Genomic DNA, 14,014 nt, shown 5'->3' with positions numbered 1-14,014 from the left:
TAATCAATCGGAGCGCAACTCGCTGTACGCCACGTCGGCGGCGTTGCGCCGCGCACCGATCGCTGAGAGGTAGCCGACGCCGACGGTCGCCTTGATCGCTTTTGCGGCACGGCCGGTCAGTACCGATCCGCCCACGTACGCGACGGCGTCGTCGCCCACGCTGACCAGCCAGCCCGGCGAGTCGAACGTGAACGTCTCGAGTGACGGGTCGGCGTCCTCGGAGTCGACCACCCGGTGGACGTTCGTCGCCGCCGTCCGGGCCTGACGGACCGCCGCCTGTGCGCTGGCTGGCACGGCGGTGCCCTCGGCGTCGACGACGCGGACAGCGTCCCCGAAGGCGAACGTCCGCTCGTCGAGTCGCAGGTCGGCTTCGACCGTCGGCCGGTCGCCGACCGCCGCCGTGCCCGCGATGCCACCGGTCCAGACGAACAGGTCAGACGGAAGCCGGTCGCCTGAGTCGACGGCGACGTGGGTCGGTCCGGCTCCCGTGACTGCGACGTCGGTTCGGACGATAACTCCCTGTTCTTCGAGCGCGCGCGCCGTCGCCGTCTGAAACGCCGCCGGAAACGACGGCGCGACCGCTGGCTGTTGCTCGAGGAGCGTCACCGACGCGTCGCTGCCTTGCTCCCGTACTAGGGCGGCCAGTTCCCCGGCGACCTGGATGCCCGAGAGGCCAGCGCCACCGACTACGACGTGGCCGTCGTCGGCCAGCACCTCGCGCGCCCGTGAGCGGATCGCCAGCGCGTCCGAGAGCGATTTGAGCGGTATCGCGTGCTCGCGGACGTTCTCGAGACCGTAGTAGGCCGTGCGCGCCCCGAGACAGATCGCCGCGACGTCGTAGGAGAGCGTTCCGCTCGAGAGCGTGACAGTACGTTCCGCGCGGTCGATCTCCTCCACCTCGCCGACCTGGACGGTCGCTCGCTCGAGTACCGCGGGAAGGGACACCGCGATTCCGTCGGCGAGTTCGGGGCGACGGATCACCCGGTGGAGTTCGTGCTGGACGAGATGGTCGGGCGAGCGATCGACCAGCGTCAGGTCGACGTCGTCGGGGAGTTCGGTTTCGAGTAACCGCGTGAGCGTCAGTCCGGCGTAGCCAGCGCCGAGGACGACGACGTGCATGACTCGACGTTGGGGTTCGGCCCTCAAATACGCTGTCGACGGGGACGGTTAGAAGAGGTGGTCGTCCTCGTCCAGCAACCGTGCGGGGCCGCCGACGTCCCAGGTGGTCGTCGAGACGCCGCAGTCGGCGATCTCCTCCTCGACGAACTCGGCGTGTTCCTCGGTGGTGTTGACGTAGACGCTCGCGCCGGTGTCGGTCGAGAAGTAGACCGGGATGTCTTCCTCCTCGCGGAGTTCGCGCACGCGGTTGAAAATAGCGAGCGTCGCCGGCTGCCAGTAGACCCAGCCGGACGGTCCGGTCATCGTCGTCGCCGCGAGCGACAGCGAGTCGTGTTCGGCGAGTTCGAAGGCCCGCTCGAAGTCGTCGCTACGCAGGGCGTCGCGCATTTCTGCGATCTGCTCGTGGATGTGGGCGTTGCGGGCCTGGAACATGTGACTGTCCGCGGCCTCTTCGTGGGCGTCCTCGGTTTCCTTGTGGTAGGGAACCAGCCCGACGATGATCTTCAGGTCCTCGTGAAGGTTCGTCGGGATCCGCCGCGAGCGACAGTCTTCGTCGTTGAGACCCGTGTGGAGCTGGGAGAACGCACCCGTCACGGCTCGAGCCGCGGAGGCCGAACCGACGCGAGCGATCGTCGAGATTTCCGGCAGCGAGAGGTCGAGTTCCGCCGCCTCGGCCAGCGCCATCGCGGCGGCCGCGAAGCCCGACGAGGACGAACCGAGACCGACGTTCGAAGGGAAACTGTTCTCGCTCTCGAGGCGCACGGGATAGACCGTGTGGGCGGCGTCGGACAGCGAGCGGGCCTTCTCGACGACGGCCTCGACGCGTTCAGCGGCTCGCCCCTCGAGTTCCTCGCCGTCGACGACGAACCGATCCTCGTCGTAGTCCATCGAGAACTCGACGGTGGTCCGCGTGTGGCTAGGGGCCGTACAGAGGCTGATACTGTCGTGGTAGGGGAGGCGCTCGATTTCGTCGCGCATCCCGTGGTACTTGACCAGGCCCTGGATGGGGTGGGCCATCGCGGTCGCTTTCATACCCTCACACGGACGTGACGGTCGCATAAAGTTCACGGCATTCGTCCGACAAACGACCCAGTCCTGATTTCACGTCCAGTATCGTCGGCTCACGCTCGCTCCCTCCCGATAGCAGTGGTATCGGGCTGCTAGCCCGGCATGGCACAGCAAGTCCACTGGACTACTGTGTGCGCCGGATAGGCGCATAAGACGGTTTTATTCTTCTATTATTTGATAGTTATGAAATCTGTTCGGGAACGATATACGACAGCAGAAACGGGATCGCTCCCTCAGCGGCGGTCTCTCGCCGGTGTTCGTTCACATGTGGTCAGTACCCGTCGGGGGAGAACACCCTCGACCTCGCCAGGGTGGGTGGAGTGACGATCGTTCGTCCGACGAGGGTGGGTCGGATCGAGCCGAGAGTCCGGCGGAGAGAAATGCTCGTTCCAACCCACATATGTTATCTCATTTATCACTTCGGCATAATCATATCCTCCTGTCATATATAGATGAATTATGGACCCAGTCTCACTGTTCCAAGAATCGCAAGAAGTCGGCCAGTAGATATAATATATGCCCTTCATATGCCATCCACTATGGTAGAAGATAGAACGTCAGCACTAACAGCTGTCAGTGTACTTGCATTGCCACTTGGACTATGGTCCCTCTTCATCGGCGGCATTCTCAGTTTGATCGGCGGCTTCGCCGGCATGGGTGCCGTAATCCAGGGCGTCGTCGCACTGATCGTCGGAGCCGGCTTCATCGCCGTCGCCTACGGCGTGTTCGCGCTCGAGCCGTGGGCCGGATCGCTCGGGATCGCCGTCTTCGGTCTCGACGTTGCCCGCCGGGTCCTCACGATCATCATCGACGGGGCGACGTTCATGGCCCTCTCGATCCTGTTTACGCTGCTCAGCGCAGCGGGCCTGGCGATCCTCGTACTAAACAAGGACCGGTTCGAAAACTAGGGAGCCGATCTCGACCGACTACGTACGGAGCGTCCTCACTTTTCGCGGATGACTTCACACGCCACGCAGCCCAGTGGCTGTCCTCGAGTCGCCCGCGTCGCGGGCGTACGAAAACCCGAACCCTCAAACGAGGGCGCTCCTACCTCACCCTCATGGGGACCCCACGTGATACGCGAACGGAACAGGCCGAAACGATCGTCGAGCGACTCGAGGCGGAGTATCCCGACTCGACGATCTCGCTGCGGTACTCGAACCGCCTCGAGTTGCTGATCGCGGTGATCCTCTCGGCCCAGTGTACCGACGAGCGGGTCAACCAGGAGACCGAGCACCTCTTCGAGAAGTACGACGGCCCGGAGGATTACGCGAACGTCCCTCAGGAGGAACTCGCGGAGGACCTCAACTCGATCACCTACTACAACAACAAGGCCGGCTACATCAAAAGCGCCTGCGAGACCATCGTTGAGGAACACGACGGCGAGGTTCCGGATACGATGGACGAACTGACCGACCTGTCGGGCGTCGGCCGGAAGACGGCCAACGTCGTCCTCCAGCACGGCCACGACGTCGTCGAGGGAATCGTCGTCGACACGCACGTACAGCGTCTCTCACGTCGACTCGGGCTCACGGAAGAGAAACGACCGGAGGCGATCGAGCAGGAACTGATGGAACTGGTCCCGGAGGGGTACTGGCAGCAGTTCACCCACCTCTGTATCGATCACGGCCGCGCGGTCTGTACGGCCCGAAACCCGGACTGTGACGACTGCGTCCTCGCGGACGTCTGTCCGTCCGAGAAGGGTGACAGCGAGATCGACCTCGCCTCGGGCGAGCCCTGGTAATCCGAGCCGGCACCCCGACGCCGGCGGATGCTCGGGCCGACCGTCGCAAGCCGAACGCCTTTTCGCGGCTCCCCGGTAGCCCCGGCCGGGATCACTATGGCCAACGATACTGACGAGACCGGGAAAGACGAGCACGGGCGGGACGTCGAACTCGCGAAGGAACGGTCACAGGACGAGGAGGACGACGAACTTACCGAGGAGGAGAAGGAAGCGCGGGAGCGCCAGGACGAGGAACAGCGCCGACAGGACATCGAACACCAGTCGAAAGAGCGGGAGAACGACGCCCTCGAGAACGCGAACCCGGACCACCACCGGGACGAAGAGCCGTACAACAGCTAACGCGTCGATACCCTGCGGGCGCTGGTGGCTCAGGCCGGCCGGTCGACGCCCTCGAGAGCACCGTTTTTCGAACGAGTTTAGCCACCGCGCTCGGAGCGATCGGCGATTCTCGTGGTACTCGGCGCGAGTACCGCGAGCGTGCCGGCCTTCGAGATGGCGACTTCGGTACCGACCGAGACGGTCCCGACCGAACGGCCGTCGACGACCAACCTGACGTCCCCCTCGTCGCGTTCGACCGAACACGCGAGGTCGGTCGGGAGAACCCACTGTCGGGTCTTCGTGACGAACGGACCGATCGGCGCGACGGCGACTCCCTCGACCGCTGGCGACAGTCGCGGCGCGTCGACGGCCTCCGCGTAGCCGTGACTGCCAGCGGGTGTCGCGACGACGATTCCGTCCGCACGTACCGTCTCGAGTTGCTCGCCGTCTCTGGAGACGGCGTACTCCGAGATGCGTGCCGGTTCGGCCGTCACGAGCGTGACGTCGAACAGCGCGTGCTCGAGATCGAGGCTGTCCGCACCCGTCGTGTCGCTCCCCTCCGGCCAGTCGACGTCGATCGCCAACACGTCGTGGTGACGGAGCCGAGCCGCTCCGGCGAGCGTCCGTTCGAGGTGGTCGGCGAGATGATCCGGGGGAACCGCGTCGATGCCGGGGACGGAGCCGACTGGCAGCACGGGTACGGACGGACGGAACTGCGAAACTGCGGAGAGAGTGGCGGTTCCCTGGGCAACGAGTAGCGTCGGGTTTGCCGCGAGCACCTCCTCGAGGGAACCCCGAACGACGTCGGCGTCGGCGGTCGCGGCTTCGAACGCATCGCTTGCGAGGACCCGGTCGAACGACTCCGTCGGGTCGTCCGCGTTCGAGTCGGTCGTGGGGGTATCCTCGTCGGCTGGCCCGCCTTCGACGACGCCGACGACCGGCTCGTCCTCCGGGTCCCACTCGCTGGGCATGTCTTCGACTTTCGTGCTCCGGCCAAAAAGCGTGCGGATTCGACCCGTTAAGCCTCGTCGTACGGCCAGTCGCCGGTAATTCGCATCCCCTCGGCGAGGTTCTGCGCCTCGAGATCCGCGACGATCTCCTCGCTCGAGCGGTGCTCGATCGACCGGTCGGCGGCCGCGAGGTCGACGACGAGGTCGGTCAGCAGAATCGCCTGTTCGCGCAGGTCGCGTTTCTCGAGTTTGTCCAGCGTGTCGGCGAAGGTGTGGCCCCAGCCCCGACCGACTTCGTCGCTTGTGCTCATGACGTGGTAGCCGGGGACGCCCCACTGCACGAACGGCCAGTGGTCGCTGTGCGGGCCGAGCCGTGGCACCGTCCGGACCGGATGTCCGTACCGGTCCGCGACGCGTTCGGCGGCGGCCTCGAGTTCGGGGAACCCGTGGGTCGTAAACTCGAGGGTTCGCCCGCGGACGACCCCGTCGTTGTTGACGACGGCGCGGATCGTCCCGTGGTCCGTCGTCTCCGCGTGTCTCGAGGAGCCGGTGAGACCGACTTCCTCGGCACCGTAGGCGACGAACTCGACCTTCGTTTCGAGGTCGTCCTCGCGGTCGGCGAGCGCGTTCGCGATTTCGAGGACCATCGCCGTCCCCGCGCCGTTGTCGAGCGCTCCCTCGGCGATGTCGTGGGCGTCGACGTGGCTCGTCACGAGGACGCGCTCGTCCGTGTCGGGACCGAGTTCGGCGTGGACGTTCTGACTCCGTGCCTCGTGGACGTCGGCCTCGACGCGGAGTTCGATCTCCTCGCCGTCCCATCGCCGTGCCAGCCGCGCCCCGACCTCGCTCGAGACGCCGACGGCCGGAATCTCGCCGATCGGGTCGTCGTCAGTCCCAACGCTTCCCGTCGGCGGAAGACAGCCCTCGACGTGGTTGCGGTAGACGAAGCCGACTGCGCCGCCGTCGACGGCGTGGTAGTACTTCTCTCGCCGGTGGACGTACCGATCGTAGTAGTCCGGGATGTCGCTACGAACCATGACGATCGCTCCCTCGAGGTCACGTTCCTCGAAGTCCGCGGGGAGTCCGTACCCGAGGTCGATCAGCGGTCCGGTAACGCGTTCGGATGGGCTGCGCGGCAGGGCGATCGACGACTGTTCGTCGCCGTCGGCGACGATGGCGCTGTCGCCGCGGCTCCAGCCCTGGATCTCGAAGGGCTCGAGGTGGACGTTACGTGCACCGACGTCCGCGAGCGCATCCCGCGTCAACGCCGCGGCCTCGCGTTCGCCCTCGCTGCCTGCCATCCGATCGCCGATATCGACCAGCCGTTCCAGGTGGTCCCAGCCGACGTCGCTCGTGAAGACGTCACCGATCCAGTCGGTCATGTACGCGGGCTTGACCCGGAGCCGGATACCCCTTTGGAATGGAGACAGCCACGAACGGTAACTGGTGTCGACGAACTGTCGAGAACGCGGCGCGTGAGGGCCGAGACGGCCGTCTCCGGAACAGACGGAACTGAACCTTTTTGAGCCCCCCGGCGCTCGAAACGGGTATGCGGGAGACGCTCGCCGAGTGGCGGCCGGTAATAGACGACGCGATCGCCGACATCGTGCCGCGGGAGATCGACGCCGACTACCTCGAGTCGTTCTTCGGCGATCCGACCTACGAGTACGATCCGACGGCGATCCAGCGGGCGCTCGCGGATCCCCTCTGGGAGTTGCTCGATCGCGGCGGGAAACGGTGGCGGGCCGTGTTGTTCCTGGTCCTCGTCGAGGGGTTCGGCGAGGAGCCGACCGAGTACCTCCCGTACGCTTGCATCCCGGAGATCCTGCACAACGGGACGATCATCGTCGACGACGTCGAGGACGGGGCCGCGAAACGCCGCGGCGAACCCGCAATTCACCGGCTCTACGGTCAGGACATCGCGTTGAACGCGGGCAATGCGATGTACTTCTTGCCGCTGAAGATCCTGACCGAGAACCCGGCCGACCTACCCGCCGAGAGACGCCTGGCGGCCTACGAGATGCTGATGTACGAACTCAACCGGACGCACCTCGGCCAGGGGATGGACATCCACTGGCACAACGAACGCAGTCCCGACATCAGCGCCGACCAGTACCTCGAGATGTGTGCGTGCAAGACCGGCTGTCTCGGCCGGATCGTCGCCCGACTGGCCGCAATCGTCGCCGACCAGCCCCCGGCGGTCGAGTCCGCCGTCGCGGAGTACGCGGAACTGACCGCCGTCGCCTTCCAGATCGGCGACGACATCCTCGACGTGGAGAACTCCCTGGGCCGGGCCGGCGAGTTCGGCAAGGAGTTCGGTAACGACGTCCGCGAGGGCAAGAAGACGCTGCTCGTCATCCACGCTCTCGAGGAGAGTCCACCAGAACGGGCCGAGCGCCTCCGAGAGATCCTGGCCGCGACGGAAAACACCGACGAGGAAGTCCTCGAGGCCCTCTCGATCCTCGAAGAGGCCGGCAGCATCGAGTACGCCCGCGAGCGCGCGCTCGAGTTGGCCGAGCGGGCACGGACGGCGATCGACGACGTGGATTTCGACCCGGCGACGCGCCGGAAACTCCGGGAGTTCACCGAGTTCGTCGTCGACCGGGACGTGTAACGGACGCCCGTTCGATTCCAGACGGTATCGAGCGACGGGGTACCGGACAGACCTGCCGATTCTCGAGGCGACTAGTAGACTTCGGTGCCGACGGCGTGTTATGAAATTTTAGATGTGGTGGCTGTATGTTTTCGATAATGGCGTTCAGAGCACTGGTCGGTCAGCTCACCGTGGCTGTCGCGGTTGTGGTCGGACTCGTCGCGTTCTTCGCGCTCTTGCCACTTCTGAGCGTCGTCCTCTCACCGCTGGGGTTTTCCGACCAGGCGATCGCCGGGATCGCCGCCGTCGTCTTCTTCGGCGGGTTCTGGGCAATCGGCCTCAAACTCCTGCTCGGTCGGTAACGACCGCGACTGCTGCAGTTCCTCGGGCGTCGATTCTCGCGATCGAAACCCAGAGGTAGCTATCGCGGCGATGGGAACCGTCGAAAAGTGACGTGACGACCGTTCGGCGACTGCGGCGTTACTCGTCGCCTTCGAGTTCTTCGACGATCTCGTCGGCATCGACGTCGGCGTCCTCGAGAGCGTCCTCGATGTCGCCGCCGCCCATACCGCCCATGCCGCCCATCATACCGCCGAGGCCACCCATGCCCATGCCGTCGATGACCTCCTGGACGACGATGCGGTCGACGCCGACCTGGTCGATGACCTGCTGACCGATCTGCTGTTTGCCCATCATCCACTGCTGATTCATCGTCATCTGGGGCGTCGCCTCGACGTAGAGCGACTCCTTCTCGACGACCTCGGTTTCGAACTCGGGTTCGGCGGGTTCGTCGTCTTCGTCAGCTTCGTCCTCGTCGGGTTCGACCGGGACCTCCTCCTCGACTTCGTCCGTTTCGATCCAGAGTTCCGGTTCGAAGCCGAGCATCATCTCGAAGAGGCCGGCAGCCTGCTGCTCGCGATCGTCGACCTCGTCGACGATCTCGTACTCGTACTCGACGTCCTCGCCGGCCAGCGGGTGGTTGAAGTCGACGCGGGCGCGGCCGCCGATGATCGTGCTGATGTAGCCCTGCTTGCCGTCGACGGTGACGTTCGCACCGGGGTAGCGGTCGTCCTCGTCGATCTTCTCCGCGCTGACGGTCTCGACGTTGTCGGGATCGTACTCGCCGAAGGCGTCCTCGGCGGGGACCGTCACGGTGCCGGAGTCGCCGGCTTCGGAGCCGACGATGGCCTCCTCGACGGCCTCGAAGATGTGGCCCTCTCCCAGCACGATCGTTCGGGGCTTGAACTCCTGGCCCTGGTCGTCGACGCCTTCCTCCTCGGCGACCTCGGGGTCGGTCGTGTCGACAAGCTGTTCGCCGTCTGCGGTGTAGGCGGTGTACTCGAGTTCGACGAAGTCGCCCTCCTGCAGCCCCTCGGCTTCGGCGGCGTCTTCGTCTGCTACTTCTTCCTCGACGTCATCGGCCTGCTCCTCGGATGCGGCCTCCTGTTCCTCGGTCATACGTGGTACGTCCGGCCGTCTACATTTAAGTACGACGTTTTCGCCCGAGAACGACCGATACTTACGATCGTTTCCCGTCCCCTCCCCCATGTACGAAATCGAACTGAAGGTCCCGGCCGACCTCGAGGTCGTCGAGGAACGCCTCGAGGCCCTCGGCGCGGACCGGACGCGGGCCGTCGTGCAGGTCGACACCTACTACGACGCGCCCCACCGGTCGTTTCCCGAGACGGACGAGGCGTTGCGGATCCGTCGGGAGTCGGCCCCCGACGCCGACGAGACGACGACCCGCATCACCTACAAGGGACCGTTGCTCGAGGAGGAGTCGAAGAGTCGCGAGGAGTTCGAAACCACCGTCGGCGACGGCGAGACGTTGGACGCCGTCCTGACGAACCTCGGCTTCGAACCCGCCGCGACGGTCCGCAAGGAGCGCCAGCGCTACGCGCTCGAGGAGTACACGATCACCCTGGACGCGGTCACGGACGTCGGCGAGTACGTCGAGGTCGAGACCGACGTCGAGGACCGCGACGCCCTCGAGTCGGCCCGCGAGGGAGCCGTCGACGTGCTCGAACGACTGGGACTGGACGCGGACGATCAGGTGCGGACCTCCTATCTGGGACTGTTGCTCGAGGACGCGACGTGATCGGCCGTCGGTGATTGGCGAAGCGATAAGACGCGAGTGACGGCAGCACGGACAGGAATCGAGCGTCGAGACGGTCGACGTAGAGAGCGAAACGAGAGTTGGACGGACTGCTCAGGGGTGTCGGCGGCTCCGAGCGTACCGACGACGGAGCCGAGGCGTCGGCTGCGCCGATTCAGGGCTCGAGGTCGACGGTCAGGTCCGTCGCGATCCAGCCGTCGGAGTTCCCCCGTTCGGTGAAGACGACGTTTCCGGGGCGAGTCTCGTGGCTGGTTACGACTGCCGTCGGCTCGGGAGGTTCCTCGTCGGCGTCCGATTCCTGCCTTCGGGCGGGTACGTCCATCACGTTGGATTAGGCCACCCTAAATCTAAAAAGGTTTTGGTCCGCCTAAGAAACCGGGAGCCGACGCCCAGACGCGTTGAAACGTCCGGTCTGGACTGGTACCGGATGTTCGAAATTCAGTCTGCGAGGACGGATTCGGGGCTTCGAGTCCCGCCGTGGCCCAGCGTCGACGCGCAGTTCCCCGGCGACGGCAGCCGTAGGTTCAAACGCTCTCGGATCGTCGATTCAGCTATGGAGTACGCGGTCGTCCAGGGTGACATCGCGGAACAGTCCGCAGACGCACTGGTCAACGCCGCCGGAACGAGCCTCCGCATGGGTTCCGGGGTCGCCGGCGCTCTCAGACGAGGTGCCGGCGAGGAGATCAACGAGGCGACCATGGAGAAGGGACCGGTCGACCTCGGCGAGGTCGCGGTCACCGACGCCTACGACCTCGACGCCGACTACGTGATCCACGCCGCCGCGATGCCACACTACGGCGACGGACAGGCGACCGAGGAGAGCATCCGGTCGGCGACCCGCAACAGCCTCGTGCGCGCGGACGAACTCGGCTGTCGCTCCCTCGTGATTCCGGCGCTCGGCTGTGGCGTCGCGGGCTTCGACCTCGCGGACGGTGCCCGGATCATCGACGAGGAACTCAGCAGCTACGAGCCGGAGGCACTCGAGGACGTCCGGTTCATCGCATACAGCGACGACGAGTACGACACGATTCGGTCGGTGGCCGAGGGCACTGACGTCTCGGCGCAGGCCGACGAGCGGGAGGCCGACCGGTGACGGCGTTCCGACGACCGAATTGAAGCCCGTTATCGCGGTCGATCAGGCGACGGTGACGTCCGCGGTACCGCCGGAGACGGAGACCTCGTAGTAGCCGTCGCCTTCGATCTCGATATCGAACGTTTCCTCGTCCTCGACCGTTTCCTCGAGCACTGGACCTTGCATCAACCCGTTCATCATGCCCATCACGTCCCCCTGATCTTCCATCTCCTCGGCCGATCGCTCCGCGTCGTACTGGATCTCCACGTCGACTGCCCCGTCCGTCTGCGCATCGACGGTAACCTCGTACTCGTCTCCCTCGCTGGCCTCGAACGATTCCGTCTCGCCGTCCTCGAGTTCGGCCGACAGTTTCTCCCCGCCGAAGATACAGCCGGCGAGTGCAACCGTTGCGGTCGTCGCTACCGTCGATTGGATGAAAGTTCGTCGCTCCATGTGCTTCGAAAATCAAGTTAGAAAGTTAACCATTTCGGAATCAGGTGGAAACGGCGCTCGCTCCGTCCGGTTCACCACCGGGGGTGGTTCTCGGTCGAGACCCGCGTGTCAGAGGTCCATCCCGCCGTTGACGTCGATCACTTCGCCGGTCACGTACGACGATTCCTCGCTCGCCAGGAACCGAACGACCGCCGCGACGTCCTCGACCTCGCCGAGTCGCTCGAGCGGGATGCCCGAGATGATCCGCTCTAAGACCGTATCCGGGACGCTCTCGAGCATGTCGGTCATCGTGAAGCCGGGTGCGACGCAGTTAGCCGTCGATCCGCCCTGGGCGAGTTCGAGCGCGATGGTCCGGGTGAACCCGAACATGCCGCTTTTGGCGGCGGCGTAGTTCGCCTGACCGAAGTTGCCCTGTTTGCCGACGACGCTCGAGATGTTGATCAACCGGCCCTCCTCGGCCTCCCAGATGTCGTCGTAGAACGCCTGGGTACAGTTGAACGTGCCGCCGAGGTTGACGTCCATGACCCGGTCCCACTCCTCGCGGGTCATCTCGGTGAACTGCTGATCGGCCGTGATGCCGGCGTTGTTGACGAGGACGTCCGCCGGGCCGAACGCCTCGTGACAGACCTCACGCATGTGTTCGACCTCGTCGCGGTCGGTGACGTCCGCCTGTGCTGGAACAGCCTGCCCGCCGGCCGATTCGATGGCATCGACGGCCTCGTGTGCCGATCCTTCCGAGGACCGGTAGTTGACGACCACGTTCGCGCCCTCCCGCCCGAGGTATTCGGCGATCCCTCGGCCGATGCCGCGTGCCGACCCTGTGATCACGCAGGTGCGTCCATCCATGGACATACGCCCCCTGTCCACCGCTGGCGGTATATAATGACCTGTCAACTACCAGAACGTCCACCTGTCAGTGACGGAACAGTCAGGAGTGAGCGTCACGCCTGTCGCGACCGACACGGCCGGAGACGATAACCACGGGAAGAATCGGAAGGGATCGCTCAGCGGTTTTCGGCCTGTTCGATCCAGTCTTCGATCCGGCTGGGGGAGATACCGGTTTCGGCGGCCAGTTCCGCGGCGTCGGCGGCGGCGAGTTCCTCGAACGTCTCGATGCCGGCCTCGTGGAGGTCTTCGGCGTAGGCCTGGCCGACGCCATTGAGGGCTGTCAGGTCGTCTTCTTCTTGCTCGATGGCCGACTCCTCGTCGGTCACTTCCTCGGCCACGTCGTCGTCGACGGTCATCTCGCCCGGTTCCGCGGGTGCATCCTGTACGTTGCCTTCGGCACGTTCGACGATTTCCTCGTCGGAACGGTCGGTGCCGTGGTGGTCGCTCGTTTCGGCGTCCAGATGCGCGTCGGTTCCGCTCGTCGGCTCGAGGCCGGAGCCGCCGTCGGTGAGGTCCTCGGGGCCGGACTCGTCGCCGGCGACGTCCTCGGCGAGGGCCGCGTCGGTCTCCTTGGGTTCGGGCGTCTCGGGTTCGCTCTCGACCTCGGTACCGTTCGAGCGTTCCTCGAACCACTCGCAGACGTCCGGCCAGAGTTCTGCGTGGCTTCGCGAGGAGACCGACATCCCGATGTGGCCCGTCGCGAACTCCATGATCTCGGTGTCGTCCGAGGCGATGACCTCGTTGAACGGCTTCGAGGCCCCCGGCGGGATGAGGTGGTCGTACTCGGCGACGATCTGGAGGACGGGCATGTCGACGTTGGAGAGGTCGACGTGCTCGCCACCCAGGTAGAGCTCGTTGTTGTAGAGCTTGTTCTCCTGGTAGATGTCGCGGATGAACTCCTCGTAGGCCTCGCCGGCGACGTCGATGCCCTCGTCGAGCCAGCGCTCCATGCGGGCGAAGTTCTCGACGAAGTCCTCGTCCTCCACGTTGTCGTAGAAGCGGACGTACTTCGTCACGTTGTTCGCGACGGGATCCATCAGCGCGAACCCGACATCGAGGAACTCTGCGGGGACGTTGTCGAACGTCTCGGTGACGGCCTCGGGATCGTAGTAGTCTTCCGCTCCCCAGAGCTCGAGGACGCCACCCTCGCCGGCGAAACAGAGTCCGGCGGCCATCAGTCCGAGATTCTTGACCTTCTCGGGGTACAACGAGGCGTACATGGCCGATTTCGTGCCGCCCATACAGTAGCCCAGAATGTTGATCTCGTCCTGCCCGGAGCGCTCGCGGACGACGTCGACGCAGTTGTCGATGTAGCGGTTGACGTAGTCGTCGAGCGAGAGCGATCGATCGAGTTTGGAGGGTTCGCCCCAGTCGATCAGGTAGACGTCGAACCCGGCGTCCAGCAGCTGGCGGACGACGGATCGATCCGGCTGGAGATCAAGAATGTACGGTTTGTTGATCAGCGCGTAGACGATGAGGATCGGAATGTCGTGTTGCTCTTCGGTCTGTGCCTCATAGTGGAGCAACTCGAGTTTGTTCTCCTCGTAAACGACCTCGCTCGGCGTCTGGCCCACCTCGATGTTTTCGATGGTCTCGGTGCGGTCCGGGGCGACCTGGGACTTGTCCGCCAGGTCGGCCGCGGCCTCCCAGGCCTGCCGTTGGAAGTCCAGGGCGGTTGTGTAGGGGTTCATTG

Annotated in this window: 16 protein-coding genes; 7 read left to right on the top strand and 9 right to left on the bottom strand. The window is 65.0% G+C overall.

Annotation, left to right across the window (positions count from 1 at the left end; translation table 11 throughout):
- Positions 1-3: 3 nt before the first annotated feature.
- Positions 4-1,119 (bottom strand): NAD(P)/FAD-dependent oxidoreductase, encoded by a 1,116-nt coding sequence (locus TX79_RS00890; RefSeq protein ID WP_049925147.1) that lies wholly within the window; start codon positions 1,117-1,119, stop codon positions 4-6.
- A gap of 48 nt (positions 1,120-1,167) precedes the next feature.
- Positions 1,168-2,151, bottom strand: coding sequence for a phosphomevalonate decarboxylase MvaD (mvaD, locus tag TX79_RS00885; RefSeq protein WP_049925146.1), 984 nt, complete (start codon positions 2,149-2,151; stop codon positions 1,168-1,170).
- Positions 2,152-2,774: 623 nt separating this feature from the next.
- Here mvaD and TX79_RS00880 point away from each other — a divergent pair.
- From TX79_RS00880 to TX79_RS00870, 3 genes are all read left to right on the top strand, one after another.
- Entirely contained in the window at positions 2,775-3,095 is a 321-nt protein-coding gene (locus tag TX79_RS00880; protein WP_154660438.1) for a hypothetical protein, read from the top strand.
- Positions 3,096-3,247: 152 nt separating this feature from the next.
- Positions 3,248-3,931 (top strand): endonuclease III, encoded by a 684-nt coding sequence (gene nth / locus TX79_RS00875; protein WP_049925143.1) that lies wholly within the window; start codon positions 3,248-3,250, stop codon positions 3,929-3,931.
- Between the two features lie 96 nt (positions 3,932-4,027).
- On the top strand, positions 4,028-4,270 hold the full coding sequence (locus TX79_RS00870; RefSeq protein WP_049925141.1) for a hypothetical protein: 243 nt from the start codon (positions 4,028-4,030) through the stop codon (positions 4,268-4,270).
- A gap of 77 nt (positions 4,271-4,347) precedes the next feature.
- Here TX79_RS00870 and TX79_RS00865 read toward each other — a convergent pair whose 3' ends face one another.
- Positions 4,348-5,220 carry an NAD(+)/NADH kinase gene (locus TX79_RS00865; RefSeq protein ID WP_049925139.1) on the bottom strand — a complete coding sequence of 291 codons (873 nt, stop codon included), beginning with the start codon at positions 5,218-5,220 and terminating at the stop codon, positions 4,348-4,350.
- A 47-nt stretch (positions 5,221-5,267) separates the two neighbouring features.
- Entirely contained in the window at positions 5,268-6,581 is a 1,314-nt protein-coding gene (locus tag TX79_RS00860; protein ID WP_049925137.1) for a M28 family peptidase, read from the bottom strand.
- 167 nt (positions 6,582-6,748) lie between these two features.
- On the opposite strand from TX79_RS00860, the gene TX79_RS00855 reads away from it, so the two are divergent.
- Positions 6,749-7,813, top strand: coding sequence for a polyprenyl synthetase family protein (locus tag TX79_RS00855; protein ID WP_049925136.1), 1,065 nt, complete (start codon positions 6,749-6,751; stop codon positions 7,811-7,813).
- Positions 7,814-7,950: 137 nt separating this feature from the next.
- The gene (locus tag TX79_RS00850; RefSeq protein WP_049925134.1) at positions 7,951-8,154 is read left to right on the top strand and encodes a hypothetical protein; all 204 of its coding nucleotides are present in this window, start codon (positions 7,951-7,953) and stop codon (positions 8,152-8,154) included.
- Positions 8,155-8,272: 118 nt separating this feature from the next.
- Here the strand turns inward: TX79_RS00850 and TX79_RS00845 are convergent, their stop codons facing one another.
- On the bottom strand, positions 8,273-9,250 hold the full coding sequence (locus TX79_RS00845; protein WP_049925133.1) for an FKBP-type peptidyl-prolyl cis-trans isomerase: 978 nt from the start codon (positions 9,248-9,250) through the stop codon (positions 8,273-8,275).
- An 88-nt stretch (positions 9,251-9,338) separates the two neighbouring features.
- Here TX79_RS00845 and cyaB point away from each other — a divergent pair, with 88 nt between their 5' ends.
- Positions 9,339-9,890 (top strand): class IV adenylate cyclase, encoded by a 552-nt coding sequence (gene cyaB, locus TX79_RS00840; RefSeq protein ID WP_049925131.1) that lies wholly within the window; start codon positions 9,339-9,341, stop codon positions 9,888-9,890.
- 172 nt (positions 9,891-10,062) lie between these two features.
- On the opposite strand, the gene TX79_RS19505 is transcribed toward cyaB, so the two are convergent.
- The gene (locus TX79_RS19505) at positions 10,063-10,230 is read right to left on the bottom strand and encodes a DUF7331 family protein (protein WP_195892433.1); all 168 of its coding nucleotides are present in this window, start codon (positions 10,228-10,230) and stop codon (positions 10,063-10,065) included.
- Between the two features lie 231 nt (positions 10,231-10,461).
- On the opposite strand from TX79_RS19505, the gene TX79_RS00835 reads away from it, so the two are divergent.
- Positions 10,462-11,001, top strand: a complete 540-nt coding sequence (locus TX79_RS00835) for a macro domain-containing protein (protein ID WP_049925130.1) — start codon at positions 10,462-10,464, stop codon at positions 10,999-11,001.
- Positions 11,002-11,043: 42 nt separating this feature from the next.
- Here TX79_RS00835 and TX79_RS00830 read toward each other — a convergent pair whose 3' ends face one another.
- The 3 genes from TX79_RS00830 to phaC form a co-directional block, all read right to left on the bottom strand.
- Positions 11,044-11,433, bottom strand: a complete 390-nt coding sequence (locus TX79_RS00830) for a twin-arginine translocation signal domain-containing protein (RefSeq protein ID WP_049925129.1) — start codon at positions 11,431-11,433, stop codon at positions 11,044-11,046.
- A 108-nt stretch (positions 11,434-11,541) separates the two neighbouring features.
- Complete coding sequence (locus tag TX79_RS00825; protein WP_049925127.1) at positions 11,542-12,285, bottom strand: beta-ketoacyl-ACP reductase; 744 nt, start codon at positions 12,283-12,285, stop codon at positions 11,542-11,544.
- A gap of 152 nt (positions 12,286-12,437) precedes the next feature.
- Positions 12,438-14,012, bottom strand: coding sequence for a class III poly(R)-hydroxyalkanoic acid synthase subunit PhaC (gene phaC / locus TX79_RS00820; RefSeq protein ID WP_049925126.1), 1,575 nt, complete (start codon positions 14,010-14,012; stop codon positions 12,438-12,440).
- Between the last annotated feature and the right edge of the window lie 2 nt (positions 14,013-14,014).

This window comes from Halopiger goleimassiliensis (assembly GCF_000455345.1).
GTDB classification, from domain to species: domain Archaea; phylum Halobacteriota; class Halobacteria; order Halobacteriales; family Natrialbaceae; genus Halopiger_A; species Halopiger_A goleimassiliensis.
The sequence above is the reverse complement of the archived record's forward strand: the minus strand, read 5'-3'. Positions and strand labels throughout refer to the sequence as shown.